The following is a 25,341-nucleotide window of genomic DNA, read 5'->3' as shown; positions in this document are numbered from 1 at the left end:
TCGAACGCCAATATCAGGCTGCTGGAGCGGTCAGATTGTTCGTAAACCACCCTGCCCAGCCGTTCCAAACGGTAGCCAGATTGGTGCCGGCCAATGTCACCGCCGTGATCACGCCGCCAACCAGCAAGGCAAGCAGAATAAGGTATTCGGTGAGTGCGACGCCATCTTCTTCCCGCGCGAAAGCGCGTACGCTATTTACAAAAGCTTTCATCGAGAATTTCCTCCGGATAAGTTGTGCGCCGTATTCCCCCCGGCCGCCTTGTCGTCGAGACCGCCTCTTCGACTGGGATTATTAATAATCTCTTAACTCTAATTTAGTCAATCGATTTATACGCTGGCTCTCGACATCTATACTTTATGGTTAAGACCAAAGTCCCGGTGTCTATTCGAAAAACTGACTCAACCGTCTGGATTTACTGTATCACAACTTGAAAATCAGGCCATAATAGCCCAAAAGGTTGAATACCATGCCGCAAATGATCGATGTCACTAGCTCGCTTTCGGTATTTCTTTTTCTCTACGCCGCCTGGACCGATTTCCGCACATGGAAGATCCCCAACGCGATCGTGCTCGCGCTCGTTGCACTTTATGCATTGCGCACGGTGGCCGTGATACTTGGCTCACAGGATGTCGGCGCTGCGTTGTTTGCTTCGAGCGGAATAGGGGGCGATCTCGGGGCCGGTCTGCTGATGTTTATGCTGGGGGTGGTGCTCTGGGCGGTCCGGATGTTCGGCGCAGGAGACGCCAAGCTTTTCCTGCCGATCGGCCTTTTTGTCGGATGGCACGGAATGCTGCCGTTTTCGTTTTTCCTCCTCGTCCTCGGCATCGTGACGCTCCTGGTCCTGCGGCTGCCGGTGCCGCTGCGCGTCGCACATCTCGCCTTTTTCATGCGCGTCGAGGAAATCCGGGCGAGCCGGAAGATACCTTACGGCGTCATCATGGTTTTCGCCGTGCTCCTCACCCTGGCATTGCCGCCCATCCGAGAGCAACTGCAGCTGCGGTGACCTGGCATCGACATAGCTTCCTCGCAAGCGGAGATGGTGGCCGGGATCACATCGCCGGCAAGAAGCGTGCCTGGGACAAGCGATGCGTTCCCGCCATCTGCTTTACCGATCCGGAGATTGTCAGCGCCGGCCTCTCGCCGGCGGAGGCGCAGGCGCAGGGCTATGAAATCCGCACCGGCCAGTTTCCGTTCAGCGCCAACGGACGGGCGATGACCATGCTGTCGGAGGAGGGCTTCGTGCGCGTCGTCGCCCGCGCCGACACCAATCTCGTTCTCGGCCTGCAGGCGGTGGGAGCAGGGGTCTCCGAACTCTCGGCGGCCTTTGCGCTGGCGATCGAAATGGGTGCGCGCCTGGAAGATATTGCCGGCACCATCCACGCCCATCCGACCCGCAGTGAAGCAGTCATGGAGGCGGCGCTGAAAGCTTTGGANCGGGCGATGACCATGCTGTCGGAGGAGGGCTTCGTGCGCGTCGTCGCCCGCGCCGACACCAATCTCGTTCTCGGCCTGCAGGCGGTGGGAGCAGGGGTCTCCGAACTCTCGGCGGCCTTTGCGCTGGCGATCGAAATGGGTGCGCGCCTGGAAGATATTGCCGGCACCATCCACGCCCATCCGACCCGCAGTGAAGCAGTCATGGAGGCGGCGCTGAAAGCTTTGGAAGCGCTTTGCATATTTGACGAGGAGCAGGCGATGATGAGTGGTTATTGCCAAGCGAACGCCTGTTGGTGCGGATCGCGCGAAGCCGCCTCTCTGTTCATGGTCAGACCAGAACTGTGAAGTTGTCAAACGCGAGCTGCGGAAAGCCTGTAGGCTCTACGTCAGGATGAATATCAAAGCGGACGAAGTCGACTGCTCCGAGGGCTTCCAATGAGATATGCTGGCCGTCGGCAATCGTGTCTCCATAAACCGTAACGGCCATCTCGCTCACCTTGTTGCCACCGATATAGCCCTCAAAGGTTACAAGGGCGTCGACCCCTTCGTAACCAGGGTCGAAATTGGTCGCGACGTCGACGCCCTCTATCGTGAAGAGCTTGCCGTCAGCGTGATTGAAAAAGGGATTGTAGGGATTGCTGACGACGTACTCGTTGCCGTTCGCTTCGGCGACCGCCCAGAGATTGCCGTCAAGTTTGTCGCCAAACTTGAAGCCTGCATAGCCCGAGGCGATATCGGACTGCCCGGGATATTCCCTGGGGGCGTTTTCAAAATCGATAGAATACATCCCCTGCGGCGGGACGTTGACGGCGATGTGGAGGTTGCTGACGTCAGTACCGCCTTTTCCATCGGAGGTCTTGAATGAAAAATTCTCCGAAAATACGCCACCAGGCTCGAGGCTTGCCGGGTCGTTGACGTTGTAAGCGTAGCTGCCGTTGCTCCAAATCGTCAGCGTTCCGTGCTCGCCCGCTACCGTAAGATATCCCGGCTCACCGGCTTTGCTGGGGATTCTCATGCCGTTGACGAACTGAACTTGAAGCAGATCGCCATCTGCGTCCGAAGCGCTTTCGAGCAGGTTGCCTTCGACGGCTTCCGTTGGGGAGTAGTCGTGGATGGACACGCTGGGCACGGTTGGTTTGTGATTTGCCATGGCTCGCCTCCCTGAAGATGAGCGTGGAAAGGATGTCGGGCAGCGACCCGAACGCCCCAAATAAACTTTCTACTCCACTTTGAGTCAAGCAACAAACTACACGCTGCAAGGGAATTGGTGCGCGGACCGTCGCTGCGACTGCAAACTTGCAGCGATTAAGAAGGGACGCGCAACCGGAGGGAGGGAACCTTTGTCAAAGCCGATTAGCGGCGCGACACCGCCAATTGACCAGCACGTCGAGAGGCGAGACTGTCGCATCTCTAGCTGGCCCAACTGTCGCACTTTAAACTCGAACCCACCTTCCTACAAAGAAAGTGGCGTAATCTGTATTATGGAACAACAATATGCCGTTTGATTACAATGGTATACCATTGTCATCCATCTCAACGTCCCACTCTTTTAAAGTTGCCGTTCTGCATGCCGATCGCTCTCAACTCCGCAACGAACGGCGATTGGCGGCTTCTATTGATCAACCCAGCCCGGGATAGTCGCGCAAGTTTTCGATCTCCGAGTCACCTGTGAGTGATGGCAGCCTTCCGAACATGATTTCTCATCATCGACCGCAATTCGGCGAATGTCTGCAGTCCACAGTGCTGAGCCAAGCGCAAAACGGTTGTCTGAGATACCTTGCAACTGCGCGCGATCGCTGCCGCGCTTTCGAAAGCGACCATCTCCGGTCGTTCAATGATTTGTCTGGCAACCTGCTCAAGTCGATCGGGAAAGACAATCTGACGCCTCGCGATCAGCGATTTCAACTCCTCCAATGTCTGAGGAGGACCAACGTTAGCCTGCTTCATTGGCTTCTGCCTCCTGAAGGTCGCTATCTAGGATCTGCCGGTCATGCGTAGCATCCGACGATCTGCAAAGGTTAGCCGGTGCGTCGGGTGCGAACCGATAACGCGTGAAGCACTATTGGTTCGCACCCGTTCCCTTCCATCAATCGACCGTCACCGGTTTGCCGGTCTGCCAGCTTTTGGTTGCGGCTTCCGCGAGTTTCTGAGCTTGCAATCCGTCAAACCCGCTCGGCCGCGGCGACCGATGGCCATTGTCGATTGCGTCGATGAAGGCATTGATCTCGTTGGCGTAGGCCTGCGCGTAGCGCTCAAGGAAGAAATATTGGACGGGATCGCCGCTGACACCGCTTGCGTTGGAAAGCTCCACACTGGTTGCCTGGATATTCCGCGCCGCAAGCATGCCGGCAGCGCCATGGACTTCGATGCGTTGATCGTAGCCATAGGTTGCCCGGCGCGAATTGGTGATGACAGCGATACGACCCGACGCCGTCTGCATCTGCACGGCGGCAGTATCCACATCACCTTCGGCCCCGATCGCCTTGTCGACGAGAGACGATCCAAGCGCGTTTACCACGACGAATTCCTCGCCCATGAGGAAGCGGGCCATATCGAAGTCGTGGATCATCATGTCGCGGAACAAGCCGCCGGAGGATTTGACGTATTCGGCTGGCGGCGGGGCGGGATCACGGCTGGTGATGGTGACGATTTCGATGTCGCCGACATCGCCGCGACGCAGCCGCGCCTCCACACTGGCAAAATTGGGATCGAAGCGGCGATTGAAGCCGATCATCAGCGTGGAATTGTTCTTCTCGACAAGGTCGAGGCAGGCATTGATGCGTTCGACCGACAAGGATACCGGCTTTTCGCAGAGGATCGCCTTGCCGGCCTTCGAGGCCGCCTCGATGAGATCGGCATGACTGGGCGTCGGCGTTGCTATGAGGATCGCATCCACCGCTGGAGACTTGATGATATCCTCCGCGTCAGCGACCTCGGCGCCCGTCTGGGCAGCAAGCGCCTCTGCCGTGGCCCTGAAAGCATCGGCCACATAAACGAGCTTTGCCTTCGGGTTCGCCGCGATGGTGGCGGCATGGACCTTGCCTATCCGGCCGGCGCCGATCACTCCAAACCTGATCATCGATATTTCTCCGTTATCTGTAAGCGTTAACTGTCGGATCGTTCAAACCGTGAAGGCATCGCGGAAGCGGTCGAGCGCCGCCTCATCGTCGCCGGACGCCCAGGCCTCCATGCCGATGGCGCCGCGATAGCCCATGTCCTTGAGCGTGCGTGCGATCATCTTATAATTGACCTCGCCAGTCCCTGGCTCGCAGCGGCCGGGCACATCGGCCACCTGGATTTCGCCGATCCAAGGCAGGCATTTGCGGCAAAGCTCGATCAGGTTTCCCTCGCCAATCTGGGCATGGTAGAGATCGAGATTAAGGCGGAGCCGCGGATGATTGACGCTCGAGACAAGCGCCAGCGTGTCTTCGGCGCGCCCGAATGGCACGCCCGGATGATCGACCGGCAGGTTGAGGTTCTCGAGCGTGAAGGTGACGCCTTCTTCTTCGGCCATGTCGACGACACGGCAGAGGGTGTCGCGCGCCTTCAACCACATGGCGCCGGTCACGACTTCGACCGGCTGGACCGGCAGGCCTCCATCTCCCAGGCCTGTGCCGTGCAGATTGAGCCTTTGCACGCCGAGCCGCTTACCGATCTGCGCCGTTTCGCGTGCCGTCTTGAGAAGTTCGGCGGCACCTTCGTCGTCGGTCAGACGGCCGGAGAGATAGCCGTTCATAATTGTGAAAGTCGCGCCGGTTGCTTCCAACTTGCTCAGATCGTGATCCGGCCAATTCCATAGACCAACGCCAAAGCCCATTTCCTTAAGGCGGGAGGCCCGCCACTCGATCGCCTTGTCGCGCCAGAGCATTTCCGCGCAGGCGGCGAGTGTAAACGTTGGCAAGTCATCTCGTGATCGATCGTTCATGATCGTGTTCCATCGTTATTGCGTGAATGAGAGGCGATTGCTTTTTTGCAACGGTCGAACCGCTTGTGGTGTGACCGCGGTCTAGATCGTACCGCCGAGTTCCTCGGACAACTGCTGCAGCTCCTTGCCACCGGCCATCAGGTTCTGGAGTTCGTCCATGGCGATGTCCGCCTTTGCGTATGTGCCAAGCGTTTGACCGCGGTTGAGGATGGTGAAACGGTCGGCCACCGCATAGGCGTGGCGGACATTGTGGGTAATGAAGATAACGCCCAATCCTTTCTGCCGGACCTGATGGATGTATTTCAACACCATTGAGGTCTGAGCCACACCGAGCGCCGAGGTCGGTTCGTCCAGGATGAGGATCTTGGCGCCGAAATAGACGGCTCGTGCGATGGCCACGCACTGGCGTTCACCGCCGGAAAGCGTGCCGACGGCCTGGTTGGGATCGCGGATATCGATGCCGATCTTGCGCATTTCCTCGCGCGTGACATCATTGCAGTGATCGAAGTCGATGTGGCGGAATGGGAAGACGCCTCTACGAGGTTCCCGCCCCATGAAGAAATTGCGGGTGATCGACATCAGGGGGATCATCGCAAGATCCTGGTAGACGGTCGCGATCCCGGCATCGAGTGCATCCCTGGGGCTTCTGAAATCGACCGGCTTTCCCTCCACCCGGAACTCGCCGCCACTCGGGCGGACAACGCCGGATAGCGTCTTGATCAGCGTGGATTTGCCCGCGCCATTGTCTCCCAGAAGACAAAGCACCTCCCCGGCTGAGACCTGCATTGACACGCCGTTCAATGCGATCACCGAACCGTAGTGCTTGACGATATCGGCCACTTCGATGACCGGAGTTCGGATGTTGACGTCAACCATGATCAGCGCTCCCCAGTAACCTTGCGGCGAATGAAATTGTTGAAGAGCACGGCCAGCAACAGCATTGAGCCCAGGAACACCTGAAACCAGTCGGAGTCGAACTTGGTATAGGTCAGACCGATCGAAACCGAGCCGAAGATAATCGCACCGAAGAAGGCGCCGATCGCCGAGCCGTAGCCGCCGGTGAGCAAACACCCGCCGATAACGGCGGCGATGATGGCTTCGAATTCCTTCTGAAATCCGCGCCTGGCGTCGGTGGAACCAGCATCGAGTACGGTGATGATCGCAACGAGTGCCGCCGCACATGCCGTCAGCGCAAAGAGGCCGGTTTTAACCCTGTGGACCGGGACACCCGAGTTCCTCGCCGCATTGGGATCGCCGCCGGCCGCAAAGACCCAGTTGCCGGTGCGCGTACGCAATAAGACCCAGGTCGCCAGCAGGGCAAGGGCTGCAAACCACAAGACGGAAACCGGAACGCCCGTGACCTTCGGCACGCCATTGGGGAACTTGTCGATCAGATCATGATCCGCGAGCCATAGGAAGGCGCCCTTCAGGGCTTCGCCGGAGAAAATTCCAAGCAGCGGGCTGTCTTTGACATGGTCGCTGATGCCGCGGAGCTGTGTCGAGCCACCGGTCGCCCATTTCAGGCCGACGAGCGTCAGACCGCGGAGAATAAAGAGGAACGCCAGCGTCACGATAAAGGATGGCAGACGCGTATGGATCACGATCTGTCCGTTGATCGCGCCCATGAAGGCGGCGAAAAGCATCGTCATCACGATGGCGACCGACAATGGCTGACCGAAGTTGGTCAGGATGACACCAAAGACCAGTCCAGCGAACGCGACCATAGAACCGATCGAGAGATCGAACTCGCCGCCGATCATTAGAAGTGCGGCCGCGATGGCGAGGATCCCCAATTGGGAAGCCGGCGCCATGATCGTCATTACGCCCGAAAGCGAAAACATTGTGGGGTCTGCGGTGAGAAAGAAAAATACGATGACGAGCACCAGGCCGGCCACGGCTCCAAGCTCGGGCCGACGCATCAGTTGCGTCAGAAAGCCCACCTGCTTGATACGCTCATCGGCTTTCGGCGCGACCGCCGCTTTCTGCTCAAGCGAAGCCATGATTCCTCCCTGTGAATGTAATTTAGCGCTTCATCTGCGCTGCCTCGCAGCGCGTTCCATCAAACCAAAGCCCCTCCCCGATAACGGGGAGGAACTTCGGGGAGGATGCCTTTCGGCAATCTCGGTCAGCGGATCCCCTTAGCGGAAAGATCGACTACCTGAGCGGCCTTTTCTTTGGTGATCAGGTTCGGACCGGAGGGGACGTTGCCACCTGGGATGAGCCCGTATTTGGCGTAATTGGCCAGAAACACGACAGGCATATAACCCTGAAGGAATTGCTGCTGATCGATCGCGAAAGCGGCCTTGCCGTCTGCCACCGCCTTCAGAAAATCAGCCGAAAGGTCGAAGGTTGCCACCTTGATCTTGCCGGTCATGCCGACATCTTCGACGGCTGCCAAGGCCGGCTCACCAGCTGTGCTGGCGCCGAGCGCCATAACGGTATCGACGGTCGAGTTGGAACTCAGCGCTGCCTTGACCTTCGCCCGAACATCGGCCGGATCGTTGCTGACAGGAAGCACCGTGACTTTGCCGCCGAAACCATCGGCAAAGCCCTTGCAACGCAGATCGAGCGAAACATTGCCGACTTCCTGGTTCACGCACAGGCCTTCCTTGCCGCCGAGATCGTGGAGCTTTGCGCCGGCGGCTTTGCCGGCGGTATATTCGTCCTGACCGACATGCAGAAGCGCTCCCAACTCTCTCGAAACATCGGAGCCGGAATTGATTGAGATGACCGGGATCCCGGCAGCGACGGCTTTCTTAATGGAAGGACCGAGCGCCGAGGCGTCTGGAATGGAGACGATCAGCCCATCGGGTTTCTGATTGACGGCAGCATCGATAAGCTGCGCCATCGACACCATGTCGAAAGTTTCCGGAGCACGATATTCGACACTGGCACCCATGTCCTTGGCCGCCGCGCTCACGCCGTTCTTGACGACGGACCAGAATGGGTCGTTGGCCTGACCGTGAGTGACGGCAACGATGCGAATGTCGGCGGCAGTGGCAAGTGCCGAAGACCCGATGATCGCGGCCGCAAAGGCGGCGCCTGCGAAAAGTGATTTCAGACCAAATTTCATTTTACCCTCCCAAAACGATCCACCGGGTGGATCTTCCCAATGCTACCGGTTGCAACTCCATTTGCACCCGGTAGCAAGCGGAGCAAAATTACTTTATCCTCGACAAAAATCAAGCATCCATTCCATTTTTATTTTTTTGTGGAATATTCATTCCAATCAAGGAGGCGGCAAATGCGCAAGCGGGCGACAGCAAAAGAGGTGGCGGAAGCCGCTGGCGTATCGAAATGGACGGTCATCCGCGCCTTCACTTCCGGTGCGTCGATTACAGATGCCAGCCGACAGAAAGTGCTTCGGGCGGCAGAGGCTCTGAATTACTCACCCAACCTGCTTGCCCGCAGCCTTGCGACGAACATCACGCATCAGGTCGCCGTCTTCGTCGACGACTTCGCCAACCCACATAAGCTCCCCGTTCTGGAGATGCTGACCGAGCGTTTGCAGGCGGAGGGTCTGCTGACCGTCCTGATCAATATCAATCGCCATTTCGATCACATTCATGCGTTGATCAACGCCGATCAGCGCCAGTTCGACGCCGTCATTCTGTTCGGAACCGCCTTTCGTGAGGAAACGCTGGGTAGTCAACGGCTTGGCCCCGGTTTTCCGCCGATGTTCGTCCTTGCGCGCGATAGCCAAATCCCCGGCGTTCCCGCCGTCGCCTGCAATGCCGAACTCGCTCTCGGCGAAATTGTGAATTACCTGTTCGAGAGGGGGTATCGCCGTCCGGGCTTCATGACGGGAGGACAGACCCTGTCGACCGCGCTCGGCCGACGACATCACTATTTGAAATTCTGGCAGCGGAAGGGCGTCGAAGGCGTCGTCGAGCTGACTGCAGAGCGCTACAGCGCCGAGGCCGGGGCTAAGGTGGCGCGCGCCTATCTGAACGCCACCTCCCCCTCCTCGCGCATCGATGTGCTGATGTGCGAGAACGACATTCTGGCGCTCGGAGCAATGGATGTGGTCCGCAGCGAATTCGCGCTTCGCGTTCCACATGACCTGGCGATCGTCGGCTTCGACAATATCGAGCTCAGCGCCGCTCCCGCTTATCAACTGACGTCTTACGAGCAGCCTGCCGATGAGATGATTGACACCATGGTCGCAATGATCACGGGCAAGCGCGAAGCCGAAACGATTATTCTGCCTGGGCGTCTTGTGCCGAGATCATCGGCGTGAATTGCCCGCTAGCCCGCGAGCCTTTTTAACGGCAGTCGGCGATGGCGCGATCGCGAATGAACATGCTCAGGCCGATGCCGAATATCTTTCGCGGTTGCGCCTCAGGAGATCGAGCAGAGCATCACTCTCCGGATCACCGGCTGCCTTCATCCATGCCACCGCCAGCGGCAGTTTCGGCGTCGGTCGCCCGGCTTCCTCTTGCACCGGCAAAAAGCGAACCCCGGCAGAGGCAAGAGAGGATGTCCATCGTGGGACGACGGCGAGACCGAGGCCGCCCGCAACCATGCTGACGATGGTTTGCTTTTCATCGGCGACCTGGGTGATATCACGGTGCAGGCCGGCTGCCGCAAACAGGAGCGCGCAGGCCTCAGCGGATAAGACCTGCGGAAGATGTTACGGGAGAAAATCGATGCGTGAATACTCAATCGCAGCCATCCCCGCCGACGGGATCGGACCTGAGGTCATTGCTGCCGGGTGCACGGTGCTTGCAAGTCTGGAAAAACGTCTCGGCGACGTGAGGTTCGCCATCGAAAATTTCGACTGGGGTTCCGACTACTACAAGAAGCACGGCGTGATGATGCCGTCCGACGGACTTGAGCGGCTGAAGAAATTCGACGCGATCTATTTCGGTGCCGTCGGCGCGTTGGATGTTCCCGACCACATCACCCTCTGGGGGCTCAGACTGCCGATCTGCCAGGGCTTCGACCAATATGCCAATGTCCGGCCGACCAAGATCCTTCCGGGCATTACCCCTCCGCTGCGCAACTGCGGTGTGGGCGATCTTGATTGGGTGATTGTCCGCGAGAATTCCGAAGGCGAATACTCCGGCCATGGCGGCCGCGCCCATCGCGGCCTGCCCGAGGAAGTCGGGACCGAGGTCGCCATCTTCACGCGCGTCGGCGTCACCCGCATCATGCGCTACGCCTTCAAACTGGCGCAGGCGCGGCCGCGCAAGTTGCTGACGGTCGTGACCAAATCGAATGCCCAGCGCCACGGCATGGTCATGTGGGACGAGATCGCCGCCGAGGTGGCTGCAGAGTTCCCTGACGTCACCTGGGACAAAATGCTGGTCGACGCCATGACGGTGCGGATGACGCTGAAGCCGCAGAGCCTCGACACGATCGTCGCGACCAACCTGCATGCCGACATCCTCTCCGACCTCGCCGGTGCGCTGGCCGGCAGTATCGGTGTCGCCCCCACCGCGAATATCGATCCGCAGCGGCGTTTTCCCTCGATGTTCGAACCGATCCATGGCTCGGCCTTCGACATCACCGGCAAGGGCATCGCCAACCCTATCGCGAGCTTCTGGACCGCCGCGCAGATGCTCGACCATCTCGGCGAGCAGGAGGCCGCGGCTCGTCTCATGCGCGCCGTCGAAGCGGTCACCGGCGCGGGCATCCTCACCCCCGACCTCGGCGGCACCGCCACGACCAAAGAGGTCACGGAGGCCGTCTGCGACGCGATCCATTCCTCCAATATCTAGAACACGGCCGCGGGGTGTCACACATCGTTGCGTCTCCGGTCAGGGGCAGCATAAAATGCTGTCTTAGGCCAAGCCACATCCCGTTCGTCCCTCCCCGAGCCCCCGAAACGCGATCGACTCGAACCTCCAATGTGTTAGTGTTGGGAAAGTGGCGGCACAATATGCTGCGGCGTTAGCAGGTTCGACAGGCGGAGTGGAGCGATGAAACTCGACCGGATCGATATAAAAATTCTGCATGAATTGCAGAAGAATGGCCGCGTCACCAATGTCGAGCTCGCCGAGCTCGTCAACCTGTCGCCGAGCCCCTGCCTGATGCGGGTGAAGAAGCTGCAGTCGGAAGGATATATCGAGGGCTACTCCGCACAGATCAATGTCGCCAAGCTCGGACAGACGTTGACCGTTTTCACCGAGATCACCCTGAAGAACCACCGGCAGATCGATTTCGCCCGGTTTTTGACGACGGTCGAGAAGATCGACCAGGTGATCGAATGTCATCTGGTCTCCGGCGGCTACGATTATCTGTTGAAATTCGTGACGGCCGGGATCGGCGAGTACCAGACGATCATGGAGCGGCTCTCCGACATGGAGATCGGCATCGACAAGTATTTCAGCTTCGTCGTTCTGAAATCGCCGATCGTCAAGGCGCACATGCCATTGACGAGCCTATTTCCGCTCTAGAGCCTTTCCTGGTCAGCTTGAAGCATTCTGCCGGAGCAGGTTTTCGACAGGGCAGAGGCGATTGGCGACGGGCATATCCTTTGGTACGTCCGAGCCGATCGCCTCTGATCCTGGCGGAAAGATGCCCGGCCCTTCGGGTTGGCTGAAACGGGCCGCCTGCTCGACCGGCCGGCTTGGCCGTAGAGCTGAGCTACGACGCGCGCCGGCCGGTCGAGCATCCGACTCCGTTTGAGCCAACAGAATGATTCAATCTGACCAGGAAAGGCTCTAGTTTGGTGGTCGACCCCGTCAAGGGTGCGCGGCCGCGGGGGTGACAAGGGCCGGATGCTCACATGGCATCGGCCTTTGCCATATGTTTCGTTTTATCGCAGGGATCACGGAAACGGCTGCCTGCCCGCTCAGCCTTTCAGGGCCGCGCGTACATCGGGGTCAGCCAGGGTGTCGTCCAAGGTTTTGCGCGTGCGCTCGATGATCGCGTCGATGTCGGCGTCGGTGCAACAGAGCGGCGGCGCATAACCGAGGACGCCGTTGCCAAAGGCACGGATGACCAGGCCGTTTTCCCAGGCGCGGTCGAAGATCCGGCGCGCCGGATCGGCGGCTGCCGGCAACGGCGTCTTCTTCTCCTTGTCGATCACCAGTTCGATGGCGGCGAGCATGCCGCGGCCGCGCACATCGCCGACGAGCGGATGGTCCTTGAGGCCTTCAAGCCCCTGCATCAGCCTTGCGCCGGCCTTCCGGCCGTTCGCCAGGAGACCGGTTTCATAAAGGTTCAGCACTTCGAGGCCGACGGCGGCGCTGACGGGGTGGGCCGAATAGGTATAGCCGTGACCGACGGCCGCGCCACCAGCGCCATCCGCAATGGTTTGGTAGACGTGGTCGGCCATGAAGACCGCCCCCATCGGCACATAGCCGGAGGTCAGACCCTTTGCCGTGGTGATGAAGTCCGGAACGATCTCGTCCTCCTCGCATGCAAAGAGTGGGCCGGTGCGGCCGAAAGCGGTGATCACTTCGTCGGCGACAAAGAGGATGCCGAGCTCGCTGCAAAGCGCGCGCATCGCCTTCATCCAGCCCTTCGGTGGCACCAGCACGCCGCCCGAACCCTGGATGGGTTCGGCATAAAAGGCGGCGACGCGTTCGGGACCGATCTCTTCGACCTTGCGACGCAGGGCTGCGAGGGAGGAGTTGATGATCGCCTGCGGGTCCTGGCCGACGGGGTTGCGATAGGCGTAGTGGGAGGGAATTTTATGCTGCCAGTCGAAGGGAATGCCGAAGCCGGCGTGGAACAGTGGAAGTGCCGTCAGCCCTGCCCCGACAGTCGAAGAACCGTGATAACCTTGCTCAAGGGAGATGAACTGGTCGCGCTGCGGCTGCCCGCGGGCGATCCAGTAATAGCGGATGAAACGGATCGTGCTGTCGACGGCATCGGATCCGCCCAGGGTGAAGTAGACATGGTTGAGGTCGCCTGGAGCCCGTTCGGCCAATGCCGCGGCAAGCCGGATCGCCGGTTCCGAGCCGAGACCGAAATAGGTTGTCGCATAGGGCAGGTCGCGCATCTGCCGCGTTGCTGCCTCGACGATCGATTCATGGCCGTAACCGGCATTGACGCACCACAGGCCGGCAAAGCCGTCGACCAGCTGCTTGCCGGAAGCATCGGTCACCGTCGCGCCTTTGGCGGAAGCGAGCACACGCACGCCGAGCTTTTCATGATTGCGGTAGGAGGCGACCGGATGCACGAGATGGGCGCGGTCGAGTTCGACAAGGGAATTGCTGTACATCATACTCTCCGGATCAGCCGAGCGCCTGGTTGGCGAGGGCGAAGATGGTGGCGACGGAATCGGCGTCTGGAATCGATGGCTTCATCATGGCGATGCCGCCACCGACATGGGCGAAGCCCTGTTCGACCAGCCAGTCGGACAGGCCGGCGGCGGCGGTGGTATCGACCCTGAGAAACACGCCGGGCCGCCGGGCGATGAAATGAGCGACGAGCGCTTTGGCGTCCTCCAGGTTCCCGGCAACGACGGGGCCGATGACCTCGCCCCGGCCGAAGGTGCGGATGACCGCAAAACCGGTGACGCCTCCGCTACGGCGGACGACGGCAAATTCCCCGACCTTGGCGAGATATGCGATCAGATCGGCGCGATCGGCGCCGAAGGCCTGTCGATCGAGTTCGGTGATCGCGGGAGAATCGGCAATGGCGGCGGCTGACGTCGCCATCGGCGCGGCGAGTTCTGCTGCGATGCCTTGGTGCTGCAGAATGCGGCCGGTCTGGCGGAAGCCGAGCTTCTCATAGAGCGGAAGGCCGTCGGCGGTCGCAACAAGCCGGAGCGGGCGTTTGCCGGCAAGCTCTATTGCGGCATCCATCAGCCTGCGGCCAAGCCCGCGGCCGCGCATGGCTTCATCGACGATGACCATGTTGATCGTGGCGCACTCTTGCTTGTAGGGGGTCATGAGCACGGTGCCGACCACCCGGTCGTTCTCGATCGCCACAACGCCTTCGCTCAAGGCAAGCGCCATCTGCCAATCCTCAGGGCGATGGGGCCAGCCTGCCTGCCGCGACAGGTTGAGAGCGGCACCCAGGTGTTCGGTGCCGAAAGCGGCGAAATCGATCTGGCTTGTCTGCATGACACTTCCTTCATTTCCTGGGTGGAAGTGTGAAGGAGTGCGGGTTGGCTAATCGTCTGAAGGCTACGCTCTGAGCGGTATCTTATCGTTTTCCCTTTGTCGCCCGCCGCATCTTATGCTGGCATGTAGGCTCCACGGGGCGGATCTCGCGCAAAATTCGCTGCACTCGCCGCAACGAGCCGGTCAAAACAGTGGGATATAGCATGGGTGACGTAGTCAATCGTCCGCCGCCCTTCCGCGCCCGCCAGCCGGCGGGGGTCCGCAACCATCTGCCAAAGCCACCTTTCGATACGAAATAATCTGCTTCGTTAGCCGCCACATTCAGGCGAGCCGAGGGGCGGGCCGCGTCTATCATGGGTTCAAATGCCCCGGTCCACTCTCCAAAGGATATGCCCATGACCCTGTCGCGTCCGAAATACATCACCTTCGACTGCTACGGTACGCTGACCAACTTCCAGATGGCGGAAGCGGCACACGACCTTTACCGCGACCAGCTCGATGAACCCCGCATGGCCGAGTTCATCCGGAATTTCGCCGCCTATCGCCTCGACGAGGTCCTGGGCGACTGGAAACCCTATGCCGAGGTCGTTCACAATTCGATCGAGCGCAGTTGCAAGCGCAACGGCGTCAAGTTCAACGACGAAGATGCCCGCACGGTCTATGAGCGGGTGCCGACTTGGGGGCCGCATGCGGATGTGCCGGCGGGTCTTGCGAAGGTTGCCAAGGAGATCCCGCTGGTGATCCTGTCGAACGCGATGAATTCGCAGATCATGTCGAACGTCGAAAAGCTCGGTGCGCCCTTCCATGCGGTCTACACGGCCGAACAGGCGCAGGCCTACAAGCCGCGCCTGCAGGCCTTTGAATACCTGTTCGACATGCTCTGCTGCGCCCCCGAAGATGTCGTCCATTGCTCCTCCTCGTTCCGTTACGATCATATGTCGGCTAACGATATCGGCATCAAGAACAAGGTGTGGGTGAACCGCGGCCACGAGCCCGCCAACCCGTTCTATGGTTACGTCGAGATCGCCGACATCTCCGGCCTCCCCGGTGTTTTCGGTCTCTAAAGCCAACGAAGGAAAGCGCGGGCGGCTTTTCCGCCCGCGCTTGTTTTTAAGTATCGGCCGGGCTCGCAGGCCGCCAAGGCAATTCGTTGCGGTAACGTCATGAAGTCGTGTTGCCGGTACTGGCAAGGTCGATTGTCGACCGCCCGGCCGGTGCCTAATCCGTATCCGTTCGCCCGCCGTGAAGTAAAAATGTGGCGCTCCCGCGTGCGCCACATTGCTGCTGGTTCTCACCTCATGATCGTTTCGGGCTCAGCTCAGCCCACCAATGTGGAAGCTCTTCATTTCGAGATATTCCTCGATGCCAACCTGGGCTCCCTCCCGGCCGAGGCCAGACTGCTTGACGCCGCCGAAAGGGGCGACTTCGGTCGAGATCGCGCCGGTGTTGAGCCCGATCATGCCGAATTCGAGCGCTTCGCCGACGCGCCAGGAGCGCTTCAGGTTTTCGGTGTAGAAGTAGGCGGCAAGGCCGAAGGGTGTGCCGTTGGCGATTGTGATCGCTTCGTCTTCCGTCTCGAAGCGGAAGAGCGGTGCAACCGGGCCGAAGGTCTCTTCGCTGGCAAGCAGCATGTCGGTTGTCGCCTCCGTCAGCACCATCGGCGCGGCGTATTGCCTGCCTTCCGCCACCGTGCTGCCCCGTGCGGCGATCTTGGCGCCTTTGGCCAGAGCGTCGTCGACATGGCGGTTGATTTTCTCGATCGCCGCAGCGTTGATCATCGGGCCGATGACATTGCCCGGCTCCGTACCGGGGCCGACCTTCATGGCGTTGACGCTGGCGCCGAGTTTCTCGGCAAAGGCATCATACACGCCGGCCTGTACCAAGATGCGGTTGGCGCAGACGCAGGTCTGGCCGCCGTTGCGGAACTTGGACAGGATTGCGCCTTCGACCGCGAGATCGAGATCGGCATCATCGAAGACGATGAACGGCGCATTGCCGCCGAGTTCGAGGGAGAGCCGCTTGACGCTGTCGGCGGCGCCGCGCATCAGAAGCGAGCCGATCCGGGTCGAGCCGGTGAAGGAGATTTTCCGCACCGTCGCGTTTGCCATGAACTCGTTGCCGATCTCAGTCGGCATGCCGGTGACGATATTGATCACCCCTGCCGGAATGCCGGCGCGCTCGGCAAGGATACCCATGGCGAGCGCCGAATAGGGGGTGAATTCCGAAGGCTTGATGACAACCGTGCAGCCGGCCGCCAAGGCGGGCGCCACCTTTCGGGTGATCATCGCGATCGGAAAATTCCACGGGGTGACGATCGCGCAGACGCCGACCGCTTCCTTGAGGACGATGATGCGGCGATCCGGTGTTGGCGAGGGAATGGTGTGGCCGCCGATGCGGCGGGCTTCTTCGGCAAACCATTTGACGAAGGAGGCACCGTAACGGACCTCGGCGCGAGATTCATCGAGAGGCTTGCCCTGCTCGAGCGTGATGAGCAGCGCAAGATCCTGGAGATTTTCGATCATCAGCGCATACCAACGCTCGAGCAGAACCGCACGCTCGGCATGCGTCCTCTTCTTCCATAGGGTGAAAGCGGCCTGGGCTGCGCCGATCGCCGCGCGGGTCTCGGCGGTTCCCATATCCGGGACAGTGCCAAGGCTTGCCTGGGTGGCCGGATTGGCGACGCTCACCGTTTTGCCCGACGCTGCCCTCGACCAGATCCCGTCGATCAGGCCGGCCTGCTGAAAAAGGTCTTTGTCTTTCAACTCAAGCATATCGTTTCCTCTCGGACCATTGGTCGTCGGCTGCAAGAGCCACCGTGATGAATGAATTTCGTCCCGTGCCGCCATCGCAGCCCTCGACGTGTTCCCGGGCTGAGCTTAGCGAAACAGGGCAAGCAGCATGCATCGACTGCGGGTGCCAGAGCGGTGGAAAATAACGTTTTGCGCGAGGCGACAGTCAGATTCGGTTGTTGCCTTGACGCTTCGGCTGATGGCCTTCAAAGGTCGGGAGGACGTGCAGAAGGAGCCATCGGCCAGCGTTGACGGATGCCCTAGAAGTATCCGAGGATGGATTTGACTTCGAGGTATTCGAGCATGCCCTCAATGCCGAATTCGCGTCCATTTCCAGATTGTTTGAAGCCGCCAAAAGGCGCGTGTGGATCCCAGACCGGATAGTTCAGATGCACTTGACCGCAGCGGATCTGTGACGCGACGTCCTTGACGATGTCTATATTTTTGCCCTGCACATGCGCAGCCAGGCCGTAGACGGTATGGTTGGCGATGGCGATGGCTTCGTCCACCGTGTCATAGGGAATAAGGCAGAGGACCGGGCCGAAGATTTCCTCCTGGGCGATGCGCATGTCTGTGCGCACGTCCGAGAAAACCGTCGGTTTAACGTAGAACCCGGCATTCAGACCGGCTGGGCGACCCTCTCCGCCGGCAACGAGCGTCGCGCCTTCCGCAATCCCGACGCCGATCATGGTCTGGATCCGATCGAACTGGGCGCGGTTGGCGATCGCACCGTGCGTGGTGGCGTTTGAACGGGGATCACCGACGACGATCTCATCTGCGGCCCTCTTGGCAAGCGACTCGATCTCGGAGAGCCGCGTGCACGGCACAATCATCCGCGTCGGCGCGCTGCATGATTGGCCGAGATTGCGGAAAGCAGCCGCTATGCCTAAGGAAACGGCTCGATCGAGATCGGCGTCCGGCAGGACCACGTTCGGTGACTTGCCGCCAAGCTCCTGCGCGACGCGCTTGACAGTCGGCGCGGCTGCCTGAGCCACTGCGATACCGGCACGGGTTGAGCCGGTAATGGAAATCATGTCGACATCGGGATGCGACGCGAGGACCGAACCGACGGACGGGCCGTCACCATTGACGAGGTTGAAGACGCCGGAGGGGAAGCCGGCTTCCTCGATCGTCTCTGCAAACAGCAGCGCGTTGAGGGGGGAAAGCTCGCTGGGCTTCAGCACGACAGTACAGCCTGCGGCGAGTGCCGGCGAAACTTTGGCGGTGATCTGGTAGAGCGGCCAGTTCCATGGCGTGATCAGTGCGCAGACACCGATCGGTTCGTGGGTGATGGCGGTGTGGCCGCGTTGCTTGACGAAGGGGAAAGCTTCCAGGACCTCGCGAGCGACCTTGACATGGGCGATCGCCAGCGGCACCTGCGCGGTGCGCGAATATCCGATCGCCGCGCCCATTTCGAGGCTCAAGCATTGCGCAAACAGTTCGCTACGGGCTTCGAGCAGCGCCTGCAGGCGATCAAGCAGACCCGCACGGTATTCCGGTTTGGTCCGGCTCCAGGTGGCGAAGGCCCGTCGGGCGGCGGAAACAGCCGCATCGACATCCTCGGCGTTTCCGAGCGCAAAGTGGGTCACCACCTCTTCCGTGGCAGGGTTGACCACGACGCCCTTGGCGGTGCCCTTGGGTTCGAGCCATCGACCGTCGATGAAGAACTTGTCCAGACGACCGTTGCGGGACAGGTGTTCGAGAGGCGTGATCATCTTACAAGGTCCTTCATGCGGCAATTGCGCGGAGGATCGGCAGGGACCAGGGGTGGCCGTCCATGACGTCGTCGGCCGTCCCCAGGTGAGGCCGTCTAGCCGCGACCGGGGCGGCGCCAGGATCGGTCAGGGCAGCAGGTCCTTCATGCGGTAATAGGTGCCGACGATCGGCAGGAACCACGGATTCCCGGTATGCATCGGAACGGCGGGCCAGGCGAAGCCGTCGAGTGGATTGGCGTCTTTGCGCCCCATCGCCATATTCGCCAGGGCGTTACCCATGAAGGTCGACAACTGGGCTCCGTGGCCGGAATAGCCCATGCTGTAAATCACACCCTCGGCGCTGCCCGCGCGGGGATAACGGTCTTGCGTGCAACCGACGAGGCCGCCCCAGCAATAGTCGATCTCGACGTCGGCAAGCTGCGGAAACATGCCGAGCATCTGCTGGCGCAGAAGCTGGCCAGAGCTGACGTCGGTTTTCTGGTTCGACACAGTCGAAAATCTTGCCCTCCCCCCGAACAGCATGCGGTTGTCGGGCGTCAGGCGGAAATAGTTGGCGATGTTGAGCGAGTTGGTGAAGTTGCGGTTGCCCGGAACCGTCGCGGCGACCTCCTGCGGCGTGAGCGGGCGCGTCGCAATGATGAAGGAAGCGATCGGCATGAGCCTCCGGCGGAAATAGTTAAAGACGCTTGGCGTATAGGCATCGGTCGCCAGGATGACCTGGCGCGCAGTAAGCGAGCCGGTCGGTGTGGTTAGCCGCCATCCATTCGGCACGCGTTCGCGGCCGGTGACCGGGTTTCGCTCCCAGATCGCAGCACCATGGCGACGGGCCGCCTGCGCCACGCCGTTGGCGTAGCGTCCCATGTGCATCATGGCGGATTTCGGATAGAGAATCCCACCATGGAAGGCATCCGATAGCACCTCCTTGCGGAGGTCCTCACGCGTGAGCCATTCGGCTGACGGGTCGACCTCGCGACGGATTTCGTCTGACATCGCCTGCAGCTTGCCGACATGAGAGGGCTTCGAGGCAAGCTTGAGCTTGCCGCCCCTGCGGAAATCGCAGGCGATCTTTTCTTCCTCGATGATCCGTTCGATCATGTCGATCGAGTCATCATAGGCTCGCCACAAGCGGCGCGCCCGGTCTTCTCCGAGATGCTGCCTGGCGGCACTGAAGCTTGCGAAATGACCGCTGTTAAGGTGCCCGCCATTGCGGCCGGAGGCACCATACCCGACGTGCTCGGCTTCCAACATAGCGACCTTCACACCGGATTGCGCCAGTGTGCGCGCGGCGTTGAGCCCCGTGAAGCCAGCACCGATCACTGCAACCTCGAAATCTCCCGAGACGGGGTCGACGATGCCTCCGGCGAATGGGATTGAGGTGTCATGCCAGTAGGAAGCAAATTTCATTGGCGCATGCCCTTATGCTCGTCTGATCCGAAGTATGAAGTATATGCCTGCTCGCGCTGGAGAGGTGCGGCGCAGGCGGCCTTGTTTCGCAACAATTGCCTGTGTTGGGGGCAGCAAACCACAGGATATTCTGTTTATGCGCCAACTCCGCAGCCCACCCCTTGAAGCCACAGATTAGGATCTACGCAGAATTCGGTCCAGAGGTGCTTCCAGGAGTAGATCATGCCCAATGATGCTCAGCTGTTGCCGAAGTGGTGCTGCATCGGGCCGACTCCAAAGGACTGGGAACGAGCCTGGCCTGGCCCGGTAAATCGGCTTGCGGCCCAATCGGCACCAGCACCAGACCTATGAATGTCGCACCAAATTGGGAGTCAGACGATGACCGGTAAGACCATCCTCCTCTTCGAGGCGAAAAGCGGATATGCTCCGGAGGGCCAGCGACGCACCTTAGGGCCAGACGACATATTCGGAGCCGGCCGCGATATCGTCTGGAGCGCTTCCAGCGGGGTTTCCGCTGGATCAGTGCATTGGAACGGAAAAGCCTCCATCGCCAGTTTTCCCCATACGGAATCCCTGGTTGTCGTGGCAGGGCGACTTGTCCTGCATTCGGGCGGCTCAACGTTTGATCTCACATCCGGCGACAGCGTGGTCATCGGCCGGGGCAAGGACGTCACAGCGGAAGCGGAAAAAGGCACCCGCTGGATCTTCTGTGCGACGATCGCGCCAACATTGAGCACGCAAGGCGTCGTGGCGATCGATAGGCAGGTTGCACTTGCCCCCTCCCCGCCGCCTCCGGCGCAGTTCGTGGAGGGGGACACACCTCAGTGCAGTCACTTCAGGGCATTTTCCGACGAGGCGGTCGGCTTTCGAACAGGTGTCTGGGCGACGACGCCGCACGTCCGGCTGTCGCGCCCTCATCCCGTCCATGAATTGATGTACATCCTGGAGGGGCAGGCTGATGTGACCGATGGAGACGGTACGAAAACGTCAGTCGAGGCGGGAGACGCGATCTTCGTCGGTCGCGGGACGATCAACCGCCTATCGATCCACGGCAACCTCAAGAAGATCTTCGCCATCGTCGAAGGCCTGGAGATTTAACCGGATCAGCGGCCTCGTCTGCGGATAGAACGCCGAATGTTGAGGCTTACCCTTCTGCCGGCCTTCGGTGCTTCTATGCGGCAGGCGCGCCCATCTTTCGGGCGAGCGCCGTTGGCAGTCGCTCAGTCGTAAACGCAGACGTAGATCTTGCGCACGGTCTCGATGGTACGCCAGACGCCGACAAAACCGGGCTTCATCACAAAGCTGTCGCCGGCGCGATAAGTCTTCGTCTCGCCGTCTTTTTCGTCGATTTCAACGACACCGGAAATGATGTGGCAAAACTCGTAGACCGTGCCCTTGATGGAATGGTGCTCGCCGGGCGTCGCTTCCCAAATGCCGGTCAGCACCTTCTCGCCTTTTGAGGCATCTTGCGCCCAGGTCTTGTAGGTGGGATTGCCTGAAATCAGCCGTTCTGCGTCCGGCACGGCCTGTTTTGGGGCGAAGTTTGGATCGGTATCGATGGTCAACAGAAACGACATGTCATTTTCCTCGTTTAATAACCGCGTGTCCGATCGACCAGGCCGATCAGCTTTTCGCCGGCGCGGTGGCGCCGAATATTTTCAGTGACCGATTGCGCCGCCGTTTCCGGTTGCGTGACGGAGGCGGTGTGCGGCGTAATCGCTACTTTCGGATGTTGCCAGAGTGGATGTTCTGCCGGCAGCGGCTCGGGATCGGTGACATCGAGCATCGCCGCGGCAAGACGGCCGCTATCGAGAGCCTCGATCAAAGCCGCGTGGTCAAGGTGCGGCCCGCGGCCCACATGCAACAGCCGTGCGCCGGCCGGCAGCTGTGCGAAGAGCTCGGCATTGAGGATGCCGCGCGTCTCGTCGGTCAGCGGCAGCAGACAGACCAGGATGTCGGTCTTCGCCAAAAAGGCGGCCAGTCCATCCGTGCCATAGTGGCAGGTAACGCCGTCGATTTGCTTCTCGCTTCGGCTCCATCCTGCGAGCGGAAATTGGAAGGGCTTCAAGCGTTCGATCGCCGCCTGCGCCAGAATGCCGAGGCCCAGAAAGCCTATTCGGCGCCGAGCGGCCTGCGGCGCGGCGAGCGTCTGCCAGACAGACTGTCGCTGCAGCTCCCGGTAAGCGAGCATCTCCCGGTGGAGCGTCAGGACGCCGAGAGTGACGTATTCTTCCATCATCCGGATAATGCCGTCCTCGACCATGCGGACGACCGCTACATGGTCCGGTAGGCTGCCCTGTTTGAGCTGATCGACGCCGGCGCCGATACAAAACAAAACTTCCAAATTGCGGTAACGCGAGATATCGCCTGGGATCGTCCATGTCAGAAGATACCGCACCCTTTGCGGATCCACCGGCTGGCCCTGCCCGACGAACTCCAGATCCGGCAGTTCGCGCGCAAAAATCTCCTGGAAAACCGCACCGCGTGTGGCATCGGAGTTGAAGAGAAACGCCATGAAAATCGCCTTCTTTCAGCCTTCGGCAAGATGGGTGCCGAGTTCCTCGATCATCGTCTGGCATGCCGCGAGCTCGCCAACTTCGATGTATTCGTCAGGCCGGTGTGCGCGACCAATATCCCCAGGACCGCAGATGATGGAATCGATGCCAGCCTGCTGGTAGAGCCCGGCCTCCGTGCCATAGCTTACGGCGGCAAGCGGCTCCTGCCCCGTCAATTTCATCAGCAGCGTTGCGAGGTCGCTGCCTTCAGGGAGCGCAAGTCCCGGGTAAGCGCTCAGCTCGTGCCAGCCCACCTCGAAGCCCTGGTCTTTGAGAGCCGCAAGCCTGGCCCTTACCGGCTCCAGCAGAGATGACGGGGAGATACCCGGCACAGCGCGGACCTCGATATCGGCGGTGCAGCGATCCGGAATGATATTGACCGCCTGGCCGCCAGTAATGACGCCAACCTGCAATGACGAGTAGGGAGGCGCGAAATCATGGTGGAAGGGCCCGTTCGTCAGGGACTTGCCGTATTCCGCAATCTCGGTGATCAGATTGGCCATGGCATGAATGGCGTTAAGCCCCAGATTAGGGCGTGAGGAATGACCCGAGCGCCCGATCACCTCGAGGCGGACAGCCGCCTTGCCTTTGTGCGCCCGAACGGCCTGCATCCGGCTCGGCTCGCCGATGATCGCCCCCAACGGTGCATTGCACAGGTTTGGCAGCTCGGCGATGAGATGCGGTACGCCGCGGCTGCCTGCCTCCTCGTCATAGGAGAAGGCAAGGTGAATTGGCCGTCGCAGGTTCATGGCGGCAAGCTTCGGCAATGCGGCCAAGGCGCAGGCGAGAAAGCCTTTCATGTCGCTGGTGCCACGTCCGTAAAGTCTGCCTTCCTCGGCGCGCAGAACGAAAGGATCCGAACTCCATTCCCGTTCGCCGGCCGGCACGACATCCATGTGCCCGGACAGAATGTAACCCTGGCCTTCGCGCGGTCCGACAGTCGCGAAAAGGTTGTACCGGTCACCTTCCGGGCCGAGATGGACCGTCACATCGGCTCCCGCCTTCCGGCAATAGTTACGTATCCAGTCGGCAATCGCGCCATTCGGCGTGCCGACAACGGAGGGAAATGCGATCAACCTTGCGAGAATTTCTTTGACGTCCATGGGAGTGACCAAGTTGCCTTCAGAGTGGTCTAGATGTTACTAAGCCTAAGCGCAGGGATGCGTTTTACCTGCTGAGTAGGGCTTCGGTTCAGCTGAAGATTTCGAATTGTTGCGATGAACAAGCCAATCCTGCCGGCCTTGGTGTGCAATATTGTGACTTGGTTGCAATCGGCGCATGATCAAAGACACTGTCTACCTCCAGTGGAGCTTGGTGATCCGGCGAACGGAGCGGATATCCGAAAATGCAAAAATCAGTGCGCCTGAAATCATTCGAATTGATCGCGCAGGATATAAACAGTGTCGATGTCAGCCTGCTTCACGCGCTGTCGATCGGCGTCGGCTGGCCGCACCGGCCCAAAGACTGGGATCTCCTGCGGCGCGCTGGGCTTGGCATCGTTGCGGTCGATGGCATAGGACGCGTCTTCGGAAGTGCGATGTGGTTTCCGCATGGCGATGATTTCGCCACGATCGGGCTGGTGATCACCTCGCCTCGCACGCAGGCGCAAGGGACCGGGCGATGGCTCATGGACCAAGTGTTCGAGCAGTGCGGCGACCGCAATCTGAGCTTGAATTCGACCCATGCAGCTTACAGACTTTATGTTTCGCTCGATTTCACCAAGGAAGCGATTGTCTATCAATACCAGGGAGATGTTGGGCCGAAGCTTCCTCCCCTGCCGGAGCTGAATGGGCAGTTGAGCGAACTGTCCAGCGACAAAATCGAGGAGATCAACGCTCTCGATACGCGAGCCTTCGGCACCGATCGCGGCAAGTTGATCGCTTTGCTTGCTGAGGGGGCGTCCATTTGCACACTCCGGCGAGGCGACGAAATCGTCGGCTATTCCATGTGCCGCGAGTTCGGGCGTGGCCATGTGATTGGTCCGATCGTGGCAAGCAATGATCAGGACGCGATCAATCTTGCCGCCGTGCATCTCAAGGATTTGGCAGGCGGGTTCGCACGTGTTGATACCCGAGAGAAAGGCCTGTTCGCCGAGTTCCTTCAACAGAGCCGGCTCGCCGTCTCCGATACCGTTACGACCATGTCCAAGGGGCGTAATTTCTTAAATAGGCAGAGCGGCGAACCGGCGGTTTATGGTTTGGCCGGCCATGCGCTAAGCTAGTGTAATGGACTGGCGAAATCTAATTTTACGCTGATGGATTACCTTCTCCCCCGTACTGACGGGCAGAAGGGACGTGCCCTACAAGACCCTGGTGACGGAGAGGCCGCGGCATTCGCCCGTTTACGGGGGTTCGAAGGACGGGTCGAGACCCGTGGCTCGACCCCGGTCGGTGGCGGCAGCCGGATGGGCAGTTGTCGGCGATCGCGTGCCTGAGGTGTCGAGCCCATTCCCGCAAAATTGTGTGGTGGATTGCACAAACACGAAAAGAGATAGA

The 25,341-nt window shown here is 60.1% G+C and carries 24 protein-coding genes and 1 pseudogene; 8 read left to right on the top strand and 17 right to left on the bottom strand.

The window, feature by feature from the left end:
* Positions 1–13 precede the first annotated feature (13 nt).
* Positions 14–211 carry a Flp family type IVb pilin gene (locus HJB89_RS05675; protein ID WP_221149171.1) on the bottom strand — a complete coding sequence of 66 codons (198 nt, stop codon included), beginning with the start codon at positions 209–211 and terminating at the stop codon, positions 14–16.
* Between the two features lie 256 nt (positions 212–467).
* Between HJB89_RS05675 and HJB89_RS05670 the strand changes: the two genes are divergently transcribed.
* The gene (locus tag HJB89_RS05670; protein ID WP_221149170.1) at positions 468–1,004 is read left to right on the top strand and encodes a prepilin peptidase; all 537 of its coding nucleotides are present in this window, start codon (positions 468–470) and stop codon (positions 1,002–1,004) included.
* 53 nt (positions 1,005–1,057) lie between these two features.
* A pseudogene (locus HJB89_RS05665) lies at positions 1,058–1,780 on the top strand (hypothetical protein); the annotation flags it as partial.
* Here HJB89_RS05665 and HJB89_RS05660 read toward each other — a convergent pair.
* The 7 genes from HJB89_RS05660 to HJB89_RS05630 form a co-directional block, all read right to left on the bottom strand.
* Positions 1,764–2,585, bottom strand: coding sequence for an Ig-like domain-containing protein (locus tag HJB89_RS05660; protein ID WP_221114950.1), 822 nt, complete (start codon positions 2,583–2,585; stop codon positions 1,764–1,766). The pseudogene HJB89_RS05665 and the gene HJB89_RS05660 sit on opposite strands and share 17 nt — an antisense overlap.
* A gap of 512 nt (positions 2,586–3,097) precedes the next feature.
* A complete protein-coding gene (locus tag HJB89_RS05655; protein ID WP_207584923.1) occupies positions 3,098–3,382 on the bottom strand; it encodes a MurR/RpiR family transcriptional regulator in 285 nt (94 codons plus the stop codon).
* A gap of 139 nt (positions 3,383–3,521) precedes the next feature.
* Positions 3,522–4,514 (bottom strand): inositol 2-dehydrogenase, encoded by a 993-nt coding sequence (iolG, locus tag HJB89_RS05650; protein WP_221131381.1) that lies wholly within the window; start codon positions 4,512–4,514, stop codon positions 3,522–3,524.
* Positions 4,515–4,556: 42 nt separating this feature from the next.
* Entirely contained in the window at positions 4,557–5,360 is an 804-nt protein-coding gene (locus HJB89_RS05645; protein ID WP_207584925.1) for a TIM barrel protein, read from the bottom strand.
* Positions 5,361–5,441: 81 nt separating this feature from the next.
* Positions 5,442–6,236 carry an ATP-binding cassette domain-containing protein gene (locus HJB89_RS05640; protein WP_207584926.1) on the bottom strand — a complete coding sequence of 265 codons (795 nt, stop codon included), beginning with the start codon at positions 6,234–6,236 and terminating at the stop codon, positions 5,442–5,444.
* Positions 6,237–6,238: 2 nt separating this feature from the next.
* On the bottom strand, positions 6,239–7,360 hold the full coding sequence (locus HJB89_RS05635) for an ABC transporter permease (protein WP_221114948.1): 1,122 nt from the start codon (positions 7,358–7,360) through the stop codon (positions 6,239–6,241).
* 125 nt (positions 7,361–7,485) lie between these two features.
* Complete coding sequence (locus tag HJB89_RS05630) at positions 7,486–8,433, bottom strand: sugar ABC transporter substrate-binding protein (RefSeq protein WP_221149152.1); 948 nt, start codon at positions 8,431–8,433, stop codon at positions 7,486–7,488.
* A gap of 171 nt (positions 8,434–8,604) precedes the next feature.
* Here HJB89_RS05630 and HJB89_RS05625 point away from each other — a divergent pair, with 171 nt between their 5' ends.
* Complete coding sequence (locus HJB89_RS05625; RefSeq protein ID WP_207585173.1) at positions 8,605–9,600, top strand: LacI family DNA-binding transcriptional regulator; 996 nt, start codon at positions 8,605–8,607, stop codon at positions 9,598–9,600.
* Positions 9,601–9,666: 66 nt separating this feature from the next.
* Here HJB89_RS05625 and HJB89_RS05620 read toward each other — a convergent pair whose 3' ends face one another.
* Positions 9,667–9,894: a LysR substrate-binding domain-containing protein gene (locus HJB89_RS05620; protein WP_409201822.1), complete on the bottom strand. Its 228-nt coding sequence runs from the start codon at positions 9,892–9,894 to the stop codon at positions 9,667–9,669.
* Between the two features lie 115 nt (positions 9,895–10,009).
* Here HJB89_RS05620 and HJB89_RS05615 point away from each other — a divergent pair, with 115 nt between their 5' ends.
* Both HJB89_RS05615 and HJB89_RS05610 read left to right on the top strand, forming a co-directional pair.
* Positions 10,010–11,083 carry a tartrate dehydrogenase gene (locus HJB89_RS05615; protein WP_221139428.1) on the top strand — a complete coding sequence of 358 codons (1,074 nt, stop codon included), beginning with the start codon at positions 10,010–10,012 and terminating at the stop codon, positions 11,081–11,083.
* Between the two features lie 201 nt (positions 11,084–11,284).
* Entirely contained in the window at positions 11,285–11,761 is a 477-nt protein-coding gene (locus tag HJB89_RS05610) for an Lrp/AsnC family transcriptional regulator (RefSeq protein ID WP_007634620.1), read from the top strand.
* Between the two features lie 398 nt (positions 11,762–12,159).
* On the opposite strand, the gene HJB89_RS05605 is transcribed toward HJB89_RS05610, so the two are convergent.
* Both HJB89_RS05605 and HJB89_RS05600 read right to left on the bottom strand, forming a co-directional pair.
* Positions 12,160–13,536 (bottom strand): aspartate aminotransferase family protein, encoded by a 1,377-nt coding sequence (locus HJB89_RS05605; RefSeq protein WP_221139427.1) that lies wholly within the window; start codon positions 13,534–13,536, stop codon positions 12,160–12,162.
* A 13-nt stretch (positions 13,537–13,549) separates the two neighbouring features.
* On the bottom strand, positions 13,550–14,383 hold the full coding sequence (locus tag HJB89_RS05600; protein WP_221131379.1) for a GNAT family N-acetyltransferase: 834 nt from the start codon (positions 14,381–14,383) through the stop codon (positions 13,550–13,552).
* A 395-nt stretch (positions 14,384–14,778) separates the two neighbouring features.
* Between HJB89_RS05600 and HJB89_RS05595 the strand changes: the two genes are divergently transcribed.
* Complete coding sequence (locus HJB89_RS05595) at positions 14,779–15,447, top strand: haloacid dehalogenase type II (RefSeq protein WP_221139425.1); 669 nt, start codon at positions 14,779–14,781, stop codon at positions 15,445–15,447.
* Between the two features lie 249 nt (positions 15,448–15,696).
* On the opposite strand, the gene HJB89_RS05590 is transcribed toward HJB89_RS05595, so the two are convergent.
* The 3 genes from HJB89_RS05590 to HJB89_RS05580 form a co-directional block, all read right to left on the bottom strand.
* Entirely contained in the window at positions 15,697–17,154 is a 1,458-nt protein-coding gene (locus HJB89_RS05590) for an NAD-dependent succinate-semialdehyde dehydrogenase (RefSeq protein ID WP_207584933.1), read from the bottom strand.
* Between the two features lie 278 nt (positions 17,155–17,432).
* Positions 17,433–18,887, bottom strand: a complete 1,455-nt coding sequence (locus HJB89_RS05585) for an aldehyde dehydrogenase family protein (protein ID WP_221149151.1) — start codon at positions 18,885–18,887, stop codon at positions 17,433–17,435.
* Between the two features lie 126 nt (positions 18,888–19,013).
* A complete protein-coding gene (locus HJB89_RS05580; protein ID WP_221149147.1) occupies positions 19,014–20,291 on the bottom strand; it encodes an FAD-binding oxidoreductase in 1,278 nt (425 codons plus the stop codon).
* Between the two features lie 378 nt (positions 20,292–20,669).
* On the opposite strand from HJB89_RS05580, the gene HJB89_RS05575 reads away from it, so the two are divergent.
* On the top strand, positions 20,670–21,389 hold the full coding sequence (locus HJB89_RS05575; protein ID WP_207584936.1) for a cupin domain-containing protein: 720 nt from the start codon (positions 20,670–20,672) through the stop codon (positions 21,387–21,389).
* Between the two features lie 122 nt (positions 21,390–21,511).
* Here HJB89_RS05575 and HJB89_RS05570 read toward each other — a convergent pair whose 3' ends face one another.
* From HJB89_RS05570 to argE, 3 genes are read right to left on the bottom strand one after another with little or no spacing between them, the layout of a single operon-like run.
* The gene (locus HJB89_RS05570) at positions 21,512–21,868 is read right to left on the bottom strand and encodes a cupin domain-containing protein (RefSeq protein ID WP_207584937.1); all 357 of its coding nucleotides are present in this window, start codon (positions 21,866–21,868) and stop codon (positions 21,512–21,514) included.
* Between the two features lie 14 nt (positions 21,869–21,882).
* Positions 21,883–22,806: a glyoxylate/hydroxypyruvate reductase A gene (locus HJB89_RS05565; protein ID WP_207584938.1), complete on the bottom strand. Its 924-nt coding sequence runs from the start codon at positions 22,804–22,806 to the stop codon at positions 21,883–21,885.
* A gap of 15 nt (positions 22,807–22,821) precedes the next feature.
* Positions 22,822–23,949 carry an acetylornithine deacetylase gene (argE, locus tag HJB89_RS05560; RefSeq protein WP_207584939.1) on the bottom strand — a complete coding sequence of 376 codons (1,128 nt, stop codon included), beginning with the start codon at positions 23,947–23,949 and terminating at the stop codon, positions 22,822–22,824.
* Positions 23,950–24,191: 242 nt separating this feature from the next.
* On the opposite strand from argE, the gene HJB89_RS05555 reads away from it, so the two are divergent.
* A complete protein-coding gene (locus HJB89_RS05555; RefSeq protein WP_207584940.1) occupies positions 24,192–25,067 on the top strand; it encodes a GNAT family N-acetyltransferase in 876 nt (291 codons plus the stop codon).
* Positions 25,068–25,341: the final 274 nt, after the last annotated feature.

Source organism: Rhizobium sp. NZLR8, assembly GCF_019685025.1.
Lineage (GTDB): Bacteria > Pseudomonadota > Alphaproteobacteria > Rhizobiales > Rhizobiaceae > Rhizobium.
Note: the sequence above shows the minus strand (reverse complement) of the source record. Positions and strands in the feature narration are given on the sequence as shown.